22 protein-coding genes are annotated in these 18,197 nt (G+C 59.6%); 11 read left to right on the top strand and 11 right to left on the bottom strand.

Annotated features, from left to right (window positions below; translation table 11 throughout):
* Window positions 1–4 precede the first annotated feature (4 nt).
* On the top strand, window positions 5–709 hold the full coding sequence (locus tag CUJ86_RS04440; RefSeq protein WP_235855577.1) for a class I SAM-dependent methyltransferase: 705 nt from the start codon (window positions 5–7) through the stop codon (window positions 707–709).
* 8 nt (window positions 710–717) lie between these two features.
* On the opposite strand, the gene CUJ86_RS04435 is transcribed toward CUJ86_RS04440, so the two are convergent.
* A complete protein-coding gene (locus tag CUJ86_RS04435) occupies window positions 718–2,037 on the bottom strand; it encodes an AIR synthase-related protein (protein ID WP_130646363.1) in 1,320 nt (439 codons plus the stop codon).
* A gap of 98 nt (window positions 2,038–2,135) precedes the next feature.
* Between CUJ86_RS04435 and CUJ86_RS04430 the strand changes: the two genes are divergently transcribed.
* The 4 genes from CUJ86_RS04430 to thiD all read left to right on the top strand — a co-directional run bounded on the left by CUJ86_RS04430 (window position 2,136) and on the right by thiD (window position 3,988).
* Window positions 2,136–2,372 (top strand): type II toxin-antitoxin system HicB family antitoxin, encoded by a 237-nt coding sequence (locus tag CUJ86_RS04430; protein WP_130646362.1) that lies wholly within the window; start codon window positions 2,136–2,138, stop codon window positions 2,370–2,372.
* On the top strand, window positions 2,369–2,620 hold the full coding sequence (locus CUJ86_RS04425) for a type II toxin-antitoxin system HicA family toxin (RefSeq protein WP_130646361.1): 252 nt from the start codon (window positions 2,369–2,371) through the stop codon (window positions 2,618–2,620). Before CUJ86_RS04430 ends, CUJ86_RS04425 begins: the two co-directional genes overlap by 4 nt.
* A 140-nt stretch (window positions 2,621–2,760) precedes the next feature.
* Window positions 2,761–3,006: a type II toxin-antitoxin system MqsA family antitoxin gene (locus CUJ86_RS04420; RefSeq protein WP_130646360.1), complete on the top strand. Its 246-nt coding sequence runs from the start codon at window positions 2,761–2,763 to the stop codon at window positions 3,004–3,006.
* A gap of 148 nt (window positions 3,007–3,154) precedes the next feature.
* On the top strand, window positions 3,155–3,988 hold the full coding sequence (gene thiD, locus CUJ86_RS04415; protein ID WP_130646359.1) for a bifunctional hydroxymethylpyrimidine kinase/phosphomethylpyrimidine kinase: 834 nt from the start codon (window positions 3,155–3,157) through the stop codon (window positions 3,986–3,988).
* Window positions 3,989–4,053: 65 nt separating this feature from the next.
* Here the strand turns inward: thiD and CUJ86_RS04410 are convergent, their stop codons facing one another.
* Complete coding sequence (locus CUJ86_RS04410; protein ID WP_130646358.1) at window positions 4,054–4,281, bottom strand: hypothetical protein; 228 nt, start codon at window positions 4,279–4,281, stop codon at window positions 4,054–4,056.
* Between the two features lie 138 nt (window positions 4,282–4,419).
* Here CUJ86_RS04410 and CUJ86_RS04405 point away from each other — a divergent pair, with 138 nt between their 5' ends.
* The 6 genes from CUJ86_RS04405 (at window position 4,420) to CUJ86_RS04375 (ending at window position 8,156) form a co-directional block, all read left to right on the top strand.
* A complete protein-coding gene (locus CUJ86_RS04405) occupies window positions 4,420–4,827 on the top strand; it encodes a type IV pilin (RefSeq protein ID WP_130646357.1) in 408 nt (135 codons plus the stop codon).
* A gap of 554 nt (window positions 4,828–5,381) precedes the next feature.
* Window positions 5,382–5,765, top strand: coding sequence for a type IV pilin (locus CUJ86_RS04400; RefSeq protein WP_165394777.1), 384 nt, complete (start codon window positions 5,382–5,384; stop codon window positions 5,763–5,765).
* Between the two features lie 34 nt (window positions 5,766–5,799).
* Window positions 5,800–6,294: a hypothetical protein gene (locus CUJ86_RS11800; protein WP_165394776.1), complete on the top strand. Its 495-nt coding sequence runs from the start codon at window positions 5,800–5,802 to the stop codon at window positions 6,292–6,294.
* Between the two features lie 664 nt (window positions 6,295–6,958).
* A complete protein-coding gene (locus CUJ86_RS04390) occupies window positions 6,959–7,198 on the top strand; it encodes a hypothetical protein (RefSeq protein ID WP_130646355.1) in 240 nt (79 codons plus the stop codon).
* Complete coding sequence (locus CUJ86_RS04385; RefSeq protein WP_130646354.1) at window positions 7,195–7,458, top strand: type II toxin-antitoxin system RelE family toxin; 264 nt, start codon at window positions 7,195–7,197, stop codon at window positions 7,456–7,458. Before CUJ86_RS04390 ends, CUJ86_RS04385 begins: the two co-directional genes overlap by 4 nt.
* A gap of 485 nt (window positions 7,459–7,943) precedes the next feature.
* Window positions 7,944–8,156 carry a type II toxin-antitoxin system HicB family antitoxin gene (locus CUJ86_RS04375; protein WP_130646353.1) on the top strand — a complete coding sequence of 71 codons (213 nt, stop codon included), beginning with the start codon at window positions 7,944–7,946 and terminating at the stop codon, window positions 8,154–8,156.
* A 21-nt stretch (window positions 8,157–8,177) separates the two neighbouring features.
* On the opposite strand, the gene hepT is transcribed toward CUJ86_RS04375, so the two are convergent.
* From hepT to CUJ86_RS04330, 9 genes are all read right to left on the bottom strand, one after another.
* A complete protein-coding gene (gene hepT / locus CUJ86_RS04370; RefSeq protein ID WP_235855576.1) occupies window positions 8,178–8,480 on the bottom strand; it encodes a type VII toxin-antitoxin system HepT family RNase toxin in 303 nt (100 codons plus the stop codon).
* Between the two features lie 120 nt (window positions 8,481–8,600).
* A complete protein-coding gene (locus tag CUJ86_RS04365; RefSeq protein ID WP_235855575.1) occupies window positions 8,601–9,074 on the bottom strand; it encodes a nucleotidyltransferase domain-containing protein in 474 nt (157 codons plus the stop codon).
* A 316-nt stretch (window positions 9,075–9,390) separates the two neighbouring features.
* Complete coding sequence (locus CUJ86_RS04360; protein ID WP_235855602.1) at window positions 9,391–10,575, bottom strand: PocR ligand-binding domain-containing protein; 1,185 nt, start codon at window positions 10,573–10,575, stop codon at window positions 9,391–9,393.
* Between the two features lie 149 nt (window positions 10,576–10,724).
* Window positions 10,725–11,726 (bottom strand): tungstate ABC transporter substrate-binding protein WtpA, encoded by a 1,002-nt coding sequence (gene wtpA, locus CUJ86_RS04355; protein WP_130646351.1) that lies wholly within the window; start codon window positions 11,724–11,726, stop codon window positions 10,725–10,727.
* Window positions 11,723–12,298 carry a molybdopterin-dependent oxidoreductase gene (locus CUJ86_RS04350; protein WP_165394775.1) on the bottom strand — a complete coding sequence of 192 codons (576 nt, stop codon included), beginning with the start codon at window positions 12,296–12,298 and terminating at the stop codon, window positions 11,723–11,725. The genes wtpA and CUJ86_RS04350 overlap by 4 nt, the downstream gene beginning before the upstream one ends.
* Entirely contained in the window at window positions 12,295–13,137 is an 843-nt protein-coding gene (locus CUJ86_RS04345; protein ID WP_130646349.1) for an argininosuccinate synthase, read from the bottom strand. Before CUJ86_RS04345 ends, CUJ86_RS04350 begins: the two co-directional genes overlap by 4 nt.
* Window positions 13,134–14,360, bottom strand: coding sequence for a purple acid phosphatase family protein (locus CUJ86_RS04340; RefSeq protein ID WP_130646348.1), 1,227 nt, complete (start codon window positions 14,358–14,360; stop codon window positions 13,134–13,136). The genes CUJ86_RS04345 and CUJ86_RS04340 overlap by 4 nt, the downstream gene beginning before the upstream one ends.
* A gap of 3 nt (window positions 14,361–14,363) precedes the next feature.
* Complete coding sequence (locus CUJ86_RS04335; protein ID WP_130646347.1) at window positions 14,364–17,387, bottom strand: PEGA domain-containing protein; 3,024 nt, start codon at window positions 17,385–17,387, stop codon at window positions 14,364–14,366.
* A 7-nt stretch (window positions 17,388–17,394) separates the two neighbouring features.
* Window positions 17,395–18,192, bottom strand: a complete 798-nt coding sequence (locus CUJ86_RS04330; RefSeq protein WP_130646346.1) for an argininosuccinate synthase — start codon at window positions 18,190–18,192, stop codon at window positions 17,395–17,397.
* Window positions 18,193–18,197: the final 5 nt, after the last annotated feature.

Here is an 18,197-nt window from a genome sequence, read left to right as displayed (position 1 = left end):
GAAGGTGCGGGAGCACTACGACGGGGTGGCGGAGATCTATGACCGCCGGTACGGCGGGGAGGTCGGCGACCGCTACCACGGCCATATCAGGGACCACGTGATGCGGTGCCTGCCGAAGGGGGGCGACCTGCTCGACCTTGGCTGCGGGACCGGGCTGTTTATGGCACATTATATGGCGGAAGGGGGACGGGCGGTCGGCCTGGACCTCTCCCCTGAGATGGTGCGGGCAGCGCGCCTTGCAAACGGTATGGAGCATGTGGTGGCCGGAACAGCGGACCGTCTCCCCTTTCAGGAGGCGTCCTTCGATGCGGTCTCAAGCATCCTGGCATTCAGCTATGTGCCCAACCCGGATGTGATGCTCAGAGAGATCCACCGTGTGCTCAGGCCCGGCGGACGGGTGGCGATCTGCACCCTGGGCCACAACCTGTTCACGGCGGCACTGCCCCTGGTCTACCGCTTAGGAGAGCGGGTGCACTGGCGGCGGATCGGCGTCGGCGACTTCGGGGAGCACTACTATACCGGAAAGGAGATGGAGGAACTCTTCGCATCGGCCGGATTTGTGGATGTGCGAGTGAACCGCTGCTCGTTTGCCCATGTCAACCTCTCAAAGCCGTTTTTCGACCTGGCCAGGCGGGCAGAACCGTTCGTGGAGAGACGGTGCCCGTACCTCGCCTTCAATGTCTGCGCAAGCGGAACAAAACAGAAATAAAATCGATTTTATTGTAGGCGGGCAAGAACCCGCCGTTTTTTCTGTGCGGCGGCGTCCGCCGCCTTTCGCACGCGTTCCTTCATCTCATCGAAGTCCCGCGGCTCGGTGTCCACGACCTTCTTGACAGGGGTGTAGGCCGATTCGCGGAACCGCGGCTGGAAGTCGTGCTCCTCTCCGCCCGAGATGAGGACGGAGGCCGCCGGTCCCTCTTCCACATGACCGATCCGCTCGATGGGCACACCGGCGCCGCGGATGACCGCCATCACCGCCTCGGCATGCTCGGGCGGGACGACGATGAGCAGTGCGTCCAGGGAGACACCGAGGTAGTCGATCTCCAGATCGTCGAGCATGGCGAGCACCCGCGGCTCCACCAGGGAGCGGAGGTTCTCCTCGTCGATGACGATCCGGCAGTCGGCGGTCTCGGCCATCTCATAGACGTCACCCCGGAGTCCGCCGTTGGTGACGTCGGTCATGGTGTGGATATGGGTGAGCACCGGGTGTTTGAGCAGCGCCTCGGCGGCCCGGAGGAAGTGGAGGTTGATCGTCTCCTCGACGACCTCGTGGTAGCCGAAGTAGAGGGCGGTGGTGGCGATGGTGCCCCCGCCCGCGCCGGCGGTCATGAGCAGGACGTCGCCGGGTCTGGTCTGGGTCCGGGCGGTGAGGTGGTCGGCGACCCCGACAGCGCCGACGCACCCGGTCATGCGGTCGCCGAGGACCATGTCGCCGCCGATACGCAGGGTGGAACCGGTGACCAGGGGGACGCCCATCGCCTCGGCGACGACGGCGATGCCGGCGGTGTAATCGAAGATCTTGGCCACGTCGCCGTCGTCGGCAAGATGGATGTCAGAGAGGAGGGCGACGGGCCTGGCGCCCATCACATAGACGTCGCGGAGGGTGGCCCGCGTGACGTGGAAGCCTGCAAGGAAGGGGAAGTCGGAGAGGCGGGAGTGCATGCCGTCGACGGTGGTGATGATATACTGCCCGCCCGCCTCTACGGCCCCGGCGTCGTCCATCTCATCGACACCGACAGCGGCGGCCGCCTTCCCGATGATCCGCGGGAACTGGCGGTGGGCGAAGAAGTCGCCCCGTCCCCGAGAACCGACGCCGAACTCGCCCATGCCGACCCCGGCGGGTTCATAGGCGAAGAGGTCGCCGGTCAGGCCGGTGGTGTTCCTGACCTCCTGCACGACGGCACGGGCGAACTCCCCGGCATATTCCCGAGATACCCGCCTCTTGATCGTGGTGATCTCGTCGGTGAGGGCACCGACGATCTCGTCGTCGCCCCTGCCCGCGGCAACCGCCCTGCGGACAAATCCCTCGATATCCATAGAGGAGAGTCGACCGGAGGGGTGTTAAAGGCAGTGATGGCTTCCCGGCTGCGGCCCTCCCGCAACCTCTATCTGCGGCGATGCCGAGGGAGGGGAGGATGAAGAGCCGGAACATGATGGCCGCCCTCTGGGAGGAGGGGGGCGGGTATGTGGCCGCCTGCCCGGAGCTCGGCGTCGCCTCCTGCGGGAGGACACCAGCCGACGCCCTGTCGAACCTGAAGGACGCCGTGGACCTCTATATGGAGAACGCACGCGCACTCGGTTTTGCCGACGACCTGGAAGGGGCGCTCCTGGCGCGGCGGAAGTTCGCCTCCACCTTTGAGGTGGAGGGATGAAGCGGTTCCCGGCACTCTCGTCGGAGCGGGTGATCGCCGCCCTCCTGAAGGCGGGGTTTACGTATGCCCCGAGGCGGAGCAGGGGCGGGCACGTGGCAGTATATTATGCGGACGAGGAGGGGCGGCGGGTGCTGGTGGTGGTGCCGCGCTCATATGAGCTGCCGCGGGGGATGCTGCGGTCGATCCTGATGCAGGCGAACCTGACGAAGGAGGACTTTCTCCGGCACCTGGAGGAGACGGGATCCTGAATGACTGAGTCTCACACCTGCCGCCATCGCTCCCCTGCCGGAACGGCTGATCCTGGAGGATACAGGCCGGGAGAAGACGGGACCGCATGGGTGTGCCCGCCCCACCAGGATCTGGCCCGGGCGTCGGAGGAGGGGAGGCGATGATTCCGGAGAGATGCACGTTCTGCAGGGGAAGGCTGCACGAAGGAAAGGCTGAGTTCATCGCACGCGTCGGGGACGAGATTATCGTTATCAAAGAGGTCCCCGCCTTCATCTGCGACAACTGCGGCGAGGCGTATTACACCGCCGATATCTCCAGACGGATCGATGCGGTGATGAAAGACGTCCACGAGGGCCGGATCTGTGCCCGCCCCCTTGCAGCGGGGGAGGTCGATCTCTCGGTGTGAGGGCGGGATCTTCGCAAGAACGGCTTTGTAGAATCATCACATTTCTGGACGCGAGGGTTATTCATGCCCGCCATCGCCTCTCACGAAGAGTCATGAAGACGGCAAAAAGCGCCACCTACTTCACCTCCCGGCGCCCACCCTCTCGCAGATGTATTCCATTCCGTGTGCCCTCTCGATCGCGGGTTCGGACTCGGGCGGCGGGGCCGGGATCGAGGCCGACCTTGCGGCCTTCGCCGCCCTCGGTGTCTGGGGGACGGCGGCGGTGACGGCAGTGACCGCCCAGAACCCCGGGGGCGTGGCCGGGGCCTGGCCCCTTCCTCCGGGGGCGGTGGCGGCCCAGATGGAGGCGGTCTTCGCGGCCTTCCCGGTGGGAGCGGCGAAGACCGGGATGCTCGCGGAGGCCGGGATCATCAGGGCGGTGGCGGCGGCCCTTCCCGAAGGCGTGCCGCTCGTCGTTGATCCGGTGATGGTGGCCACCTCGGGCGCCCGCCTGCTGGCCGAGGAAGCGGCCGACGCACTCATCGCCGACCTGATCCCGCGTGCGGCGGTGGTGACCCCGAACATCCCTGAGGCGGAGGCGCTCGCCCTCACCGAAATCCAGAGCCCCGGAGATATGCGGGCGGCGGCCGAGGCGATCCTGGCGATGGGTGCGGCGGCGGTGATCGTCAAGGGCGGGCACCTGGAGGGGGAGCCCGCCGACCTCCTGCTGGACCACGAGGGCGAGCTGGTGCTCACCGCCCCCCGCTCGCCCTACCAGGTCCACGGCTCGGGGTGCTGCTTCTCCGCATCCCTCACCGCCGGTCTTGCCCGCGGCATGGACCTGCGGGAGGCGTTCGCCGTGGCGAAGGCCTTCACCGCCGATGCGATCCGCCATGCCGTCCCGGACCTGGCCGGGCGGCGCTCGGTCCGCCCCCTCTGGTGCGGCGGGTGGGGGCGGGGCACCGGAGAGGAGGGACCGGGTGCACGCCGATTTACCCAATAAATTCCACATATTTCAAGAATAGAGAATTTATGACGGCAATATCAATTCGATCTCTTTTTATTGTATCACTCTGAAAAAACCTCGCCCTCCCGCCTGAACAACCCCCGGATCCTGCGGCGGCGGCGCACAGCGGCAGGGTGGCGCCCGGGTGTCGGGGCATGGAGTGCGGGACCGCACGGGCGGACGGATCCAGCCCCGAATGCCCTGATCCGCCCGGATTGTATCCTGCCCGGGCAGAACACCGCCTCCACCCCCCCATTCCCACCCCCGGAATAACCGATTATCGGCGACATGAGCAGGATCAGCGGAAGTATTCCCTGAAAATATATTTAAGATAAAATTTCAGCCGCCAAAAGGAAACGATCATCTTTAAATATGAGAATGCGATAGCATATACTAGCCACGCCCCCCCGGGTGTGGAGGTGAAACCGATGAAACAGTTCGAAAATGAAGAAGCAGTGTCGCCGGTCATCGGCGTCATCCTCATGGTCGCCATCACGGTGATCCTGGCCGCGGTCATTGCCGCGTTCGTGTTCGGGATGGCCGGAAACGTGCAGACCACCAAGAGTGTTGCCGCCACGGCCACAGCAAAAGTGAACGACTCAACCCCTGCAGACAAAGACATTTTTGTGACCTATCAGGGCGGCGCAGATGATTCATATGTAACGGGCCTGAACTATACCCTTAACTCAGGAACACCGGCAGCATTCCCATCTACAATACCCGGCGCAACTGCAAAGGTATGGGTGGATGATGGAGCAGGTGAGAAACAACATATCGTTGTTACCGCAGCATTCAACGACGGCAGCTCTCAGGTCATCCTGGACACCTACGTCTAACCCCCCCTTTTTTTGAACCATGAGCATGCAGTCTCGCAGGTCGTGACTGTATCTGAGTGGTCGCCATTACTGCCCCGATCGCAGGACTGAATCGCATCATTCCGCCTGAACACAATGCAGCCCCTTCAAAGACATCTTCGATGGGGGATTGCTGGCGACCTTCCCCAATGGAGAACGCCCCACAGCGCCAACCACCCATACCTGACGTTCGACCGATACCAGGCGGGGGGAGTTCATATTCACAGAACACCATGGCAGTGCCAGCGGCAGCGCCCGTACCACTTGATGACCACTGCCACACCCAGCACCGGATGTGCATCACCTCGCCAATATAAAGAATAGAGCCAACCGCCCCGGCACCATCGCGGGGCGGGACTTCACCCACATCTCCCACATAGGGCAGCCAATTTTAGCCTACACCATGGAAACATGAGAAATTGAAATCGAAATTTTTATAAATGCCACCCATATCACAAATCGGCATCTTTAGATATGTGCAACCCCCATCTAAAGACGGATCATCGATGTTCCCGTCCAGAAAGAGAGGTATACCAATGAACCTGTTCCATAGTGAAGAGGCAGTCTCGCAGGTTATGGCTGTGGCCCTGATGGTCGCCGTTACCGCCCTGCTCGCAGGGGTCGTGGCATCGTTCTGCCTGAGCGCCACGCAACCCCTCCCCGAGTCGTATTCGGTCGGGGCGACGGCAGAGCGGATCAACGGGGGGATCGCGGTGGCCTATTACGGCGGACAGGACGCCCACAAGGTCCACCACCTGAACTGGACGATCAACGGGGTTGAACAGACCGACTGGCTCGATGCGGAGGTGGGTGCTAATGCACAGAACACCACGCCCGTGCCGTCGACACGGTGCCGGGTGACCGTCGCCGCCACGTTCACAAACGGGGCGGGGCAGGTCATCCTGGACACAACAATCTAACCCTTTTTCCCCCCAAAACCCTTGAGATGATCAGATGAGCGAATCCAGATACACCCCTGTCCTCCTCCTCGCCTGCCTGCTCGCACCCGTCAACATCTTCGTGATCGGTGATTTCATGGGGGCAGGCATCCGCTTCCCCCTCGTCCTCTACCAGCACACCATCTACGGCACCTCCTGGATACCCATCTGGCAGGAGGTCAACTACGTCGCCACCGGGCTCATTGGGGGGCGTTCGGGGCTGGCCATCCTCGTATGGGCGCTCGCCACCCTCCTCGTCCTTGCGGCATTCGCCGCGTGGATCGCCCGCTGGCCCGAGGGCGAGCGAAGAGGGGTCGCCCTCCTGCTGGCAGGGGCGGGGGCGTGCTCCCTCCTGGCGGCATTCGCCCACTACGGCCCCCTCCTCCACGGTCAGGCCGGATTCTGTGTGCCGGTGGGGCTGCCGATTGTGATTGCGGTTGCTTGGTTTGTGTGGCGGGGGGAGGGGAAAGAGAAGGGAGAGGATGAAAACACTTCTCCGGATATTTCCTGAGAATTGCACAACGACGATCTCAACCAACAGACATGAAGGCGCGATTATTCCTGAGCGTTCCCCATACCTTCGCTGCCTATCGCGCCTACCGCGTGAGCAATGGTAGAATAAAAGAAGAAATCGGCGCCCCCACAAATCCGCCGCCGCAGCAATAATTTTTCTCAGCAGCCCGGGCCCGAGAACCCTGCCCGCATGGACCGGGACCGAAAAGTGAACCGACATTCCCTCTTTGATAAGGATAGTGTGGCTTCATTCGATAGGATTGGTCTCCGACGTTTCAGGGCTGTGATGTGTTTCTCCCCGGATTCACGGGGCCGTTCAGGCATAGATCGGCCCGGAAATATCCGCGACATCGTGACCGTGCGGTCCACCAGCGCGACGTTTTTCCCCCTTCCTTGCGTGGTGCAGTACGGCTCCCTCTCCCCCGGCCCCGTGGGGATGTACGTGCCAGTCCGGGCTGCCGCTGATCTTCACGACGGCGTGGTTTGTGTGGCAGGGGGAGAACAGCGAACCTCCAGACCCTGACAGCAAGAAGACCATCAGGTCGATACAAACGGAGACGACGGATCGCCCCTGTGACGCCGGCAGCGAAATGGAGACATGGTCCTCTCCTGCCCGAACCCATGGCCATGCTTTTATGCCCCATAACGGACCATATGACATTATGCGAGAGGAGACAACCACAATAGAAATCACCAGATCCGACCGGGACCGGTTGAACCGCCTCCGTCGCTACCCCAGAGAACCATATCGATCCATCGTACACCGGCTGCTTGAACAGAGCGAGGATACCGAACCGCTGAGCCCGGAGACGATCGCCGAGATCCAGGCGTCACTCGACGAGATCAAGCGAGGCGAGTTTGTGACGCATGAAGCGCTGAAACGGGATCTGGGGATCGAGTGAGATACTCGCTCATCTACTCGAAAAGAGTCCAGCGCAAGATCAGACACCTCCCGGAGGAGGCTGCCGTCCGGATCATCGGGGCGCTCGAACTGCTGGCGGAAGAAGAATACCCTCATCTCAAGGTGAAGCGCCTGACCAATTCACCGTTATTCTCCCTGAGGGTAGGAGTGTACCGGGTGATCCTGGCGTTTGAGCACCAACAATTCGTTATTATGGCAGTCGATGTCGACCACCGAAAAAATGTCTATGATCGGCTGTGAGATCCCCGTCTTCGTTGACGGTTCGAAACAGCCGAATGCAAAGAAGTGCGCCACATGGCGCCCCACCAGAACGTCCATCTCCACCCCGGGTTCTGATGGGCAACTCCCGACCGACTTCTCCCAGACCAGTATCCAACACCATTGATACGAATCATCTGATTATGATCTTCAACGTCGTCGTCACCCCCGGCCCCCGGACGGCGGGTATATCATCAGCTGCCCTCCACTCCCCGGTTGCCATCCGGAGGGAGAGAGCCTTCATAAATTCGCTGTTTCATACCAGAGACGTAATACACCAGGGAATGCTCTGTTGATCTTCTGGATCACCTTCTCAGAGACAGATAAACACCCTCCAGACATTTCCTGAGAGGAAGGGACTGACCGGTTCAGAGTATCGGATCCTTCGCCCTTCCGTGGGACTCCTCTCCATGTGCCCCTGAAAAAGCCTTTATGACCATCCGGGACCAAACGTCCCCTGACCGCACATGATCATCGAATATATAACAGCGGCGATGCATCACGCCCGCTACGAGATCATCGAGGACGACGAACCCCACTATGGTGAGGTCCCCAAACTCCCCGGAGTCCGGGCCACCGGCACAACGCTCGAGGCGTGCCGGGAAGGTCTGGCCGAGGTCATCGATGACTGGCTCGTGATCAGGCTGAGAAGGGGGATGCCCATCCCGTTGGAACCATAAAAAGAACAATAAAAACCCGCTTCAACGCTCCTTCAGGTACCCCTTCACCACAGCCTCAAACTCACGGACCACCGGGAGATCGTCCTGCAGAACCCGATATACCTCCTCCAGGTTGAGGCGCCAGTAGATATGGACGAGCACATTCCGAAACCCGGCCAGATCGCCCATCGCCTCCCCGAGTTCGGGCGTGAGAACTCCCCGCTCCGAGAGAATGACAAAACTCTCCCGATAGGTCGAAGGCCGCCTGAGATCCTCTCCTGCAATCAGGTGATTGGCAATATCAATCGTTGCCTGAATGGCGATCAGGAGAGCATGGAGTACCATATTTCTTGTATCCCGGTTCTCCAGAAACCCCTGATGCGAAACAGTCTGGTAGCTCCCAGTCAGAAAGGGCCTCATCCAGTTCCCTGAGATGAGCGATGATCCCCTCTTCATCCTGGAACATCACGGCGATCCCCCCAGGTACCGCCGGTTGAACCAGACCAGCGTCTCTCGATAGTCCTGCCAGGCCGAGATCAGACCTGCTTCATACCTGATCCGCACAGCAGGCTCACGCACATACACCGCACGCCCGGCCCTGATCACCTCATAGGCAAACGAAACCGGGGCATCGTTGAGGACCCGGCACTCGACGACGCAGAGGTAGCCGATCGCCCGCTCGATCTCCCCCTCGATACGCCGGGCGATCTTCATCGCCTCGTACGGCGAGTGGGATCCAGAGAGAAGAACTGCACAATCGAGGTCATGAAACGGCCCCCGGAGAAACGAACGGAAGACATAACCCAGAGAGACTACGGGGAACCGACCCATGACATCCCCGATCTCCCGGAGAACGCGAGCCCTCTCCTCCCGGTCGAGGACATGGAGGCGGCCGGTTTCCGGCCCGAAAAGATCTGCTCCAGGGCTGCCCATCGTCATCGTTCCGGGTACTCTTCTGTCCGAGATAATAAATGTGACCCGGGGAGAAGCATGGCACGAAGGTTCTCAGATGTCATCCTGTCAGGCCGGGTTCTTCCGTCCCGGTGGGGCTGCCACTCGTCTTCGCCGCGGTGTGGTTTATGTGGTATGAGGCGGAAACCGGCGTGAAAGAGAGGATATTCGAGGTAGACAGGTGAACTGGACATTCGCACATACATGAAAAAACGTGAAAACCAGCCTGCCTAAATCCATTTTGGACCACCTCACCACGGGCGGTCCTGCCATAAACCTGAGATCCGTAAACCACAAACGGGGATCACGTCTCAATATGATGGTGTTTGCGGAGGTATTTTCGGACAGTCTCGGATTCAAGCCATCGTTCATCGAGGTGTGTGACAATGGCGTTGATGGTCATCGCATGCCTGAGGATATCCCCGGCATCCTCACTCTCGCTCATCCCTGCCAGACCAACGATGGCAGCCAGCGGGTTTCTGATCTGGTCGTTGAGAACTGCTAGCTGCGTAAAATTCCGCTCGATCTGATCGAACGCCGACGCACGAACCTCTTCAAGATGCCGCCTTTCTGTTACGTCAAGGAGGGAGATGACATAGCGATCGCTCTGCGGGATCATCCCGACATTCAGGATCGCCCGGATCTCCCGCCCTTCGACACTGCTGAGCGTGGTCTCATAGTTCTGAACCGTAAAGGTCGGTTCATCCTCCTGTTGCCTGAGAATCTGTTCGAGCCTCACCTGCTCTTCAGGAGAGGCGAAGATCGTCCACGACACCCCACAGAGGGCGTCCTGATCGATCATGAAGAGGTTTGAAAAACAGATATTCGCCCAGATGATCGAACCGTCACCGCGAACGATCGCCATGGCGGTCCCGCTATGCTCAAAAATCGTCCGATAGAGATTCTCGGACTGATGAAGACGGATCTCTGTAGTTCTCCTCTCCTCTGCCTCCCGCATACGTCGGAGATTGCTGGTGGCATACATCGAGAGGAGTTCTGCACTGGACGAAATGAGGGCGAGAACACCTCTCGCCACCTCCTGCCGCAGCACCGGCACGCCCTTAGCGACATCGACAACCGGATCTGACACCGGAACGGAGGAATCGGCCTGCGGCAAAGCCGAACCGCGCATATCATCCCCCTCAGCAGACAGAAACGGCCCTGCCAGAAGCGTCGCACGATGACAACCATCAAACAGCACCGGAGCGGCGACATGCCAGAAACCGGCGCTGCACCGGAACATAACAGGTTCATCAGCCATACCAGTATTTTTCATAGGTTTCCGGCACGATCTACCAGATGTATCCTGACGATACTGACAGCATTCAGTGCAGAAGAAGGGAGTCCCGGCAGCAACAGACACAGCCCATTCAACAGTCAAAAAACTGCACGATATGCCGGAAATAGAATGGATACTCTCAAGGAGGGTTTTCAGATAACGGGCACCCCCACAATATTCAGAGGGGTTTTCCGTTCCGGCGATGAGCATATCGTTGTTCATGACACCCGGTCCTCAAGGGTAAATGAAAGGTATGACACCCGGACAACAATATTTTTTTTACATTTCAAACAAATAAATGGAATCTATTTACACAAGGCATAATAATGGGAGATTATTTCAAAAATAATAAAAATATTTCAATTTCCCCCCTTTACAGGATCGGGCCACATCTCATAGCCCTTACTGAACTCTTCAATCATATACCCCATAAACTCATTTGCGATCTCCGGGTGCGGCGCACCATTCGGGACCGTCGCCGCATACACGATCGGTGCTCCGATGCGTTCGCTCCCAATCGAACTGAACCTCTGGAACCCGAGAGAGACCACGACTCGCCGGTAATTGTCTGCATGGACGGCAGATGAGAGATCAATCTCCGGCGGGAGCAGGATATACTGTAAACCATGCCCTTCGGCCACGCTCCGGTACTCAAGGGCATAGTCCACACCGCCTGCATCAAGAAGCGAGAGGAGATAGATGCTCCCGTCCCGTATCCTGACCTTCCCGCTTTCCGGTTTCAGCACCTCTGGGAGCGTGATGGTGGTGACATTCCCCTCCATGCTCACGCTCACGTTCGGGCGGAGATGATCGCCGAGAATGTCCCCGAAGATCGTGTCGTCACCATAATAGTCGCCGGCAAGGGTGGTCACCATCAAAGAGCGGTATCCCGCAGCATCGAGCATCGGGTTTGAGATGCCGACGACCACATCAGGACGGGAGAGGATCTCGTACCAGTTTTCGGTGGTGATCTCGTCGGCATAACGACTGGACCCCGTATAGGCGATCACCATCCGGTTGGTGGCAAAGGAGGTGTAGGAATCAGTGTAGTTGCCACCCCCGTCCTCCCGGGGTCGGTACATCATGTCAGGGATCAGGTTCTCGTCCGCGACCACCACCAGATCAACCGGGCGGTGGAGATCGGTCACCTGCCTGACGCACTGGATGCTGCCATGCCCCTCGATCTGGATATCGACACCGGGATGGGTCTCCTCGAATCCCGCCTCCACGCTCTCCAGGGGGAGAAGAAGGCTTCCGGCAGGGATCACCTTCACCTCCACTCGCTCCTCCTCGCCGGTGCACCCTGCTGTAAGCACGAAAACAACCGCAAGAGCGAGTAGAAGGAGAGAGGCGCCCCTCATGACCGTTTCACCTCGATCCGGTCCACCCACTTCACCCAGGCGCTCCCCTCGGTGATGGTGCCCGGTTCATCGGTGCCCACAACAATCCTGAGGGGTCCGCCGTCCTCTTCTGAAATTGCCGTGCCGTTAAACTCATAGGCCAGCACCACCGCGAGGGGCGGCGAGGGTTTCTCCTTGAGGTCGGCATCAAAGGTCACAAAACCCTTTCCGGCCATCTGTTCGTCGTCAAAGACCCAGTAATACCCGTCAGGTGCTGATATTCCGACCTGATCACCCTCGTCAAACCCGCCGATACGATCGAGCAGCGTCGTCAGTTCCACGCCCCTGACCGTATAGGGACCGTACTTGATCCCGACCGTGGAAACCGCGTGCCCGTATCCCTCCCAGGCAGGGAGTTCTCTGATCTCTGAGAGGGTGAGGATCTCCTCGGTGGTTCCGTCAGAGATCGTGAGGTTCCAGGACACCTCCTCGCCGGTCTGAACCCCGGGATCGAGCGTGCCGGTACAACCGCAGGCGACCGCCGCGCAGATGAGGGCAAATACTGCCAGGAACAGGGCACAACGTCTGTTCATCTCCTCGTCCTCCATACGCCAGCGGCAACGCCCAGTCCAACCAGGAATCCGAAGAGCGGACCTGCGCTCTGTGTGCTCTCTGCATTCACCGGTTGTTCAGCCCCGGCAGGGTCCTGGAGGGACTTCACCGGCACATTCTTTGCACCGCTGTAGCCGCCCTTATAGACCCGCACCTCGTCGATCCACTTCACCGTATATCCATTGGTAGAGGGATAGAGGTCGTTGAAGAGATGGAGACGCTCGGCAGGGAAGCACTCGCGCATGTCCTGGTTGCCAAAGACGTGCAGTCCCTCCGCATTGGTCGAGGTGTCGGCAAAGAAGACAAGACGCATCCCTGCATGATAGTCCGGCGGGTAGCCGACACCCTGCCGCTCTCCGACCGCTGCGTCCTCGCCATTATACCAGCAGATGCCGATCGGCCCCTGACGCGGATCAGGTCCATACACGTTCGCATAATCGAACTCGATATGGTAGCCATCACCTGCCTTGACCATCACCTCATCGCCGGGCGCCATCCCGCCGACGAGATCACAGATGTCGGCAAGGTCCGTAGCCTTCACTGCGCCGTGGTCCTTGAAGTTCGTGGTCTCGTTCCGGTCCCACTGCTCCTCCTTGTCGTCCGTGAACACCGGACCCTGGTGGTAATAATGCGTCACGCCATCCCCGAGCACCGGGAGGTTCTCCTCCATCCAATGATAATCGACCGTCGTCTCATTCAGGACGGTTGTACCGTCCTCTGCAATCGCTGACACATGCACCGAGGTTGTCGGTGCCGCACAGGCCCCACCGGCAATCATGCACAGCAGGGCCAGCATCAAAATGACTCTGTTCGGGGTCATGGTACCATCTCATGGAGTAGAGGAAGCCAGAACGGCGGGAGCGGAGGTATCAGGTGGGGAAACGATCCGATACAGCATCTCTCGGATGGCAGCATGACCGTTTCAAACACCTCCCCCGGCGGATACATGTGGATGATTGCCGTGTTGTCCTCAGAGACCGAGGCAACAGGAACGACCTCCACCAGTGTCTTTTCGTCGTCCACGCTGACTCGCAGATATGCAAGGGTGTGTTCGAGGGCCGTCACAAATCCCTCCGGCTTGTTTTCGGAAAGGCTGAAGAACTCCTCACCGCCGCACGGTATTACGAAATAGTCGGTTTCGTTCACGGAATAGTGTTCATAGGCATGTGTGTGGCCATTAAAGACAGTGCCAACATCGAATTCTTCGAATATGGGCACCCAGTTCTCCCTGATGAAGCGGTCCCCACCCCAGAGCCGTTCATTGGACGAGAAGGGCGGGTGGTGGAAGGCAACAAACGGTGTGCCGTTCGATGACGCAAGGTCCAGCATCATCCAGTCCGTCTGCTCATCCATGCGTCCCCTCGCCCAGTCATTTGAGTCGAGTACGACCACATGCGCATCACCGGCGGTGAAGGAATACCACTCCGGCATCGAGAAGATCTCATAGTACAGGGACCGGTTACCCTCATGGTTGCCGAGAACCGGCATGATGGTCGTTCTGGCCAGCATCGGGGCGCCGGCCATAAAAAAATCGTCCCACTCCTCCTCATCGTCCCCGAATGTGACAAAATCGCCGCAATGCAACACAAAAGAGAGGTTATCCTCCTGTGCAATCCGTTCTGCAACCAGTCTGTGGCGTTCCATCTGGGTAAACAGGGGAACCTGGGCGCGGGTGTCGGCATAGACAACAAATTTCACCGGTCCGTTCCCGAAAGTCGAAAACGATCCATCCGGACCCGGGCTATCGTTCACCCGGACCTGATAGGTATACGACGTCCCGGGGGTGAGATCGGTCAGGTTGACATGGTGGAGATCGGTGCATCGTCCATCCGTCACTACCAGCGGGGCGTTCACCCCCGGCGGCAGATATTCCACCGCCCCGACCGTCGGGTCCACCGTCTTCCAGGAGACGATCGCCCCCGTTCCGGTAGTGCCGGTGACATACGGACCCCAGACGACGCTGGTGTTTGCCGCACCCATCACCGCCACCGGTATGATCAGCAGGAACACAACCAGACCTGTCACCCTCGCACAACCGCTCATACGCTACTCCTCAAGCCTGCATTCACAGACCGTTACCTCATTGGGCCTGACAAGCACATCTTCGGTCGTCTGTGAGTCAGATCGTCCAACAACCTTCACATCATAGGCACCGAGCGCCATGCCACAGAAGAGGTGTGGTGTTACCTCTCCCGTGTTCAGACCATAGAGATAGATCCGCGCCCCCTGTGGGGTGGAGTTCACATACAGGGATCCATGGGCATAGGGCTCCAGGATGAGGGTGATCTCCCGCTCATCCGTCCGCTCGGGCAGGAGGAACACCGTATCCTCCGGGTAAAAACCGGGTTTGCTGAGCATGATCCTGTGGTAACCGGGGCTGATCCGTTCGATGACGCCGGGCGTGGCAATGCCGGTATCAAACCCGTCTACGAAGATCCTCGCCCCCGGCGGATCAGATCCGATCCGGATCGACTGCACGGTTTCGATCCCGTCCTCAAGTGTCGTGGTGCTCCCGTCCTCGGCAAAGTCCGAGATCGGGACAGAGAGATATGTTTCCTCAAGGAAAATCCCTGCAAAGGCATTAATTCCATTGATAGTCACCTTTGCCGGCACTTTCTTGCCGGTATAGACACCATTCACCGAGATATACTCACCACTGTAGCCGGGATCGTCGATGGTGATCGTCCGGGACGCCCCCCGCTCGAAGCGGTTGAAGAACACCGGGGTGATCGCTCCGGCCGTGACCCAGACCTCCAGTGTGGAGGGTGAATAGGTCGTGGAGCCCATCTTGATCTTCACACGGTGCAGCCCTTCTTTCAGGCCGTTTACCACCTGAGGCGTTGTTCCATCGATCTTTTTCCCGTCGATATAGATCTCCGCACCCTCGTCCGTTGCCTCAACAAATATACCCCCTGATCGCCTGTCCGGACCCTGCATCGCCGCCAGGTTCAGGCTGAAGGCGTCCTCGTCAAGGTTCGGGTTGAGCGGATCGAGTGTAACTGCCACGGTCGTATCCTCCTCAAGTTCAAATGAGGTTTCATATGACTCGTAATCGGCCAGATGGAGGGCAAGAGTGTGATGACCGGTCGGGACCTCCTCCAGATGAAGGGGGGTGATCCGGCCGGAATACTCGCCATCCAGAAACACCTGCGCACCCTCGGGGTGTGTGATGACCGTGATGGTGGCGTTCGCCGGAGCGGTACCGGAAGGAGGCATGATCGTCGCCTCTGCTGCGGGATGAGAGTCGACCGGTGCCGAAATGGCCGACCCATTGTTCTCCTCTTCATCCCCGCCCCCTAAAAGGGGTCCGATCAGGGGGAGATCAGATATGCCGTTCTCAAGACCGATCAGCCTGAAAAATCCATCCCAGATGCCTCCCCCCTTCTCCGCCGGTCCACTCTTTATCGGTGTGATTGATGGCGCCTCGCCGGTGGGCGCTGCTGTTGCCGCCTCCGTGGGTTCGAAGCTCTCCGCCGCCATGGTGGTCGGCATGGAAGGAGTGGTCTGGGGCAGGGGTGTCTCGGTCACGGTCAGGATGACCAGCCTGTTCTCCAGATAGTCGCCCTGCTCGCTATAGGGTATGCTCGAGATTGAAACGGTATTTTTCCCGGTGTGCAGGTAGGGGGTGACATCGACCCGCCCGATGCTGATCTCATCCGGGCCAGCGGTGAGCAGGTTGATCCATTCGCCGCTGTTCAATGTGACCCTGTTGCTCCGTGTATCATTCCCCGAGGCGCCGGTCGTGACGGCAACAAACCCACCGAGGGCAGTCGCATCCATGCCGGTGATCTGTGCGAAGGTGGCAGTCGTCGTGGCATCGTCTTCAAATACCCCCTGATCAGGGTCGGCCTGCACCGTATCCGCACCCTCTGCAATCCACCATGCAGTCCGGTTCTCTCCTCCCCCTGACGGTGCGACGAGCACGCCGCCATACATCGTCACGGCACTGCCCGGAGAGCCGCGGTTTGTGACAATGACCGATAGGTTTGTGCCTGAAATCGTTCCGTCGAGGTCGTACCGCCAGGTCTCGGACACCGGAGCGGCAGAGGTGTCGCCGGCATCGGCATAATATGCCGACGGCGTCACCGGTTGCGTGCCGAGGAGCAGACCGATGCCTGTCTCCTCTTCCCCTCTCGCGTCCGTGTTGTTCGTCCCGAAGAGGTAGAAATACCCGTCATCTGTCCGGTTCAGCCCGGTCAGGTCCAGGTAAAATGTGCAGGACTCCCCGCTGCCGATCCGGCATGCAGGACCCTCCGTCCTGATCACGTATATACTGCCATTCACGCTCCCGTGCAGGTCCTGATTCAGGGACGATCCCATAAACCCTCCCTGTGATCCGCCGTCACCATCGCCACCGCCGTCACCAGATGAGGGATCGATCTGGCTGTGGATGACGATGTCGCTGACATAATACACCGAATTCCCTGACGCCGACGGATATTCGCCATTATAATAGTACCAGTAGTCCTCGGACCATGCCTCATGCATGTCCCAGTTGCCCCAGACATGCTGACCGGCCGCATTGGTGGTCTGGGCCAGGAAGTAGAGGCGCATCCCCTGAGTGAAACCCTCCTCAACCGTGCCGAGATCCTTCCCGTGGTCCCATCCGATCACCATCGGTCCCTGTCCGGGATCGGGATCAATGACATATTCGGCGGGCCAGGTCTTGCTCATGCCGTCCGTGGCCCGGATGGTCACCATGTCGCCGCCTGATGTCCCGCCAGCCAGAGCACAGAGATCGAGGACATTTGTCCCCCTGAACTCGCCGTGATCCTTGTACTCGATGTTCACGTCCTCGGTCGGGTTCCAGGGGTCGTAGGGCTCGTCCGGGTGGACGTCATCCCATGCGCCCTCGAAGACCGGACCCTGGTTGTAGTAGACCGTGATCCCGTCACCATAGACCGGGAGATTGTCCCGCATCCAGGTCCATGTCACAGTCGTCTCGTTCAGCACCGTGGTGTCATCGGAGGCGAGTTTGGTGATGGTGAGCGACGTGGTCGCCGCACTTACCGGTGCAGCCCCACAGACCAGAAGAACAAGCAGAACAGCCCAGATAAACCTCAGATACATCACCGCTTCATCTCCTCGCACAACAGGCAACCGCCAGGAGTCCGGTGATGATAACGATTGGAGAGAGTGCCGACTGTGCCGGTGTTGTCGCAGGCGCCTCCGCACTCCCTGCAGATGACGGGATGATCTCCAGGTCGCTCACCGTCTTGACGGATAGGCCGCTGGTCGAGGGCCATTTGCCATTGTAGAGGTGCCACTCCTCCTCAGGGAGCGTCTCGCGCATATCGGTGTTGCCGAAGACATGCCATCCCCACGGGTTGGAGGAGGTGTCGGCGAAGAAGATCAGGCGTAGCCCGTTGTAATATGCCGGGACATATCCGGTGCCCTGGGGATCGCCCTCAAAGGATTCCTCCCCCGCATACCATGCAAGCCCTGGCGTCCCCTTTCGCGGATCCGTCCCATACACCGTCTCGTACGAGATGTTTTTGTAGAACCCGTCTTCTGCCGTGATGCGCAGGGTGTCACCTGCGTTCATCCCGCCGACGAGATCACACAGGGCACTCAGCGATGTCCCCTGCACCGCCCCGAAATCACGTGTTTCCACGTTCTGATACTCGCCCGCATCCCAGATATCAGATTCGTTGAAGGTGGGGCCCTGGTGATAATAGTGTGTCATGCCGTCACCAAGGACCGGGAGGTTCGTCTCCATCCACCGGTAGTCCACCGTTGTCTCGTTCAGGATTGTCGTCCCGTCCTGTGCATACCTGACGATGTGCACCTCGGTGGTTGTTGCTGCTGCGGGGGATATGATCACACCCAGAGCCAGTGCAGCAATCACCGCAACAAAAAGGAGTTCCTGTCTCATGGCGT

Source organism: Methanofollis fontis, from assembly GCF_004297185.1.
Classification (GTDB): Archaea; Halobacteriota; Methanomicrobia; order Methanomicrobiales; family Methanofollaceae; genus Methanofollis; species Methanofollis fontis.
The sequence above is the reverse complement of the archived record's forward strand: the minus strand, read 5'-3'. Positions and strand labels throughout refer to the sequence as shown.

What these genes read in the sequence shown, in the direction of transcription:
- CUJ86_RS04360 (WP_235855602.1), bottom strand. Translation starts at nt 10,575, where the DNA reads ATGCTCATCGCCGGAACGGAAAACCCCTCTGAATATTGTGGGGGTGCC.
- CUJ86_RS04430 (WP_130646362.1), top strand. Translation starts at nt 2,136, where the DNA reads ATGAAGAGCCGGAACATGATGGCCGCCCTCTGGGAGGAGGGGGGCGGG.
- CUJ86_RS11800 (WP_165394776.1), top strand. Translation starts at nt 5,800, where the DNA reads ATGAGCGAATCCAGATACACCCCTGTCCTCCTCCTCGCCTGCCTGCTC.
- CUJ86_RS04400 (WP_165394777.1), top strand. Translation starts at nt 5,382, where the DNA reads ATGAACCTGTTCCATAGTGAAGAGGCAGTCTCGCAGGTTATGGCTGTG.
- CUJ86_RS04375 (WP_130646353.1), top strand. Translation starts at nt 7,944, where the DNA reads ATGATCATCGAATATATAACAGCGGCGATGCATCACGCCCGCTACGAG.
- CUJ86_RS04365 (WP_235855575.1), bottom strand. Translation starts at nt 9,074, where the DNA reads ATGACGATGGGCAGCCCTGGAGCAGATCTTTTCGGGCCGGAAACCGGC.
- CUJ86_RS04420 (WP_130646360.1), top strand. Translation starts at nt 2,761, where the DNA reads ATGATTCCGGAGAGATGCACGTTCTGCAGGGGAAGGCTGCACGAAGGA.
- CUJ86_RS04425 (WP_130646361.1), top strand. Translation starts at nt 2,369, where the DNA reads ATGAAGCGGTTCCCGGCACTCTCGTCGGAGCGGGTGATCGCCGCCCTC.
- CUJ86_RS04335 (WP_130646347.1), bottom strand. Translation starts at nt 17,387, where the DNA reads ATGTATCTGAGGTTTATCTGGGCTGTTCTGCTTGTTCTTCTGGTCTGT.
- wtpA (WP_130646351.1), bottom strand. Translation starts at nt 11,726, where the DNA reads ATGAGGGGCGCCTCTCTCCTTCTACTCGCTCTTGCGGTTGTTTTCGTG.
- CUJ86_RS04345 (WP_130646349.1), bottom strand. Translation starts at nt 13,137, where the DNA reads ATGACCCCGAACAGAGTCATTTTGATGCTGGCCCTGCTGTGCATGATT.
- thiD (WP_130646359.1), top strand. Translation starts at nt 3,155, where the DNA reads ATGTATTCCATTCCGTGTGCCCTCTCGATCGCGGGTTCGGACTCGGGC.
- CUJ86_RS04390 (WP_130646355.1), top strand. Translation starts at nt 6,959, where the DNA reads ATGCGAGAGGAGACAACCACAATAGAAATCACCAGATCCGACCGGGAC.
- CUJ86_RS04405 (WP_130646357.1), top strand. Translation starts at nt 4,420, where the DNA reads ATGAAACAGTTCGAAAATGAAGAAGCAGTGTCGCCGGTCATCGGCGTC.
- CUJ86_RS04330 (WP_130646346.1), bottom strand. Translation starts at nt 18,192, where the DNA reads ATGAGACAGGAACTCCTTTTTGTTGCGGTGATTGCTGCACTGGCTCTG.
- CUJ86_RS04435 (WP_130646363.1), bottom strand. Translation starts at nt 2,037, where the DNA reads ATGGATATCGAGGGATTTGTCCGCAGGGCGGTTGCCGCGGGCAGGGGC.
- CUJ86_RS04410 (WP_130646358.1), bottom strand. Translation starts at nt 4,281, where the DNA reads ATGTCGCCGATAATCGGTTATTCCGGGGGTGGGAATGGGGGGGTGGAG.
- CUJ86_RS04350 (WP_165394775.1), bottom strand. Translation starts at nt 12,298, where the DNA reads ATGAACAGACGTTGTGCCCTGTTCCTGGCAGTATTTGCCCTCATCTGC.
- CUJ86_RS04340 (WP_130646348.1), bottom strand. Translation starts at nt 14,360, where the DNA reads ATGAGCGGTTGTGCGAGGGTGACAGGTCTGGTTGTGTTCCTGCTGATC.
- hepT (WP_235855576.1), bottom strand. Translation starts at nt 8,480, where the DNA reads ATGGTACTCCATGCTCTCCTGATCGCCATTCAGGCAACGATTGATATT.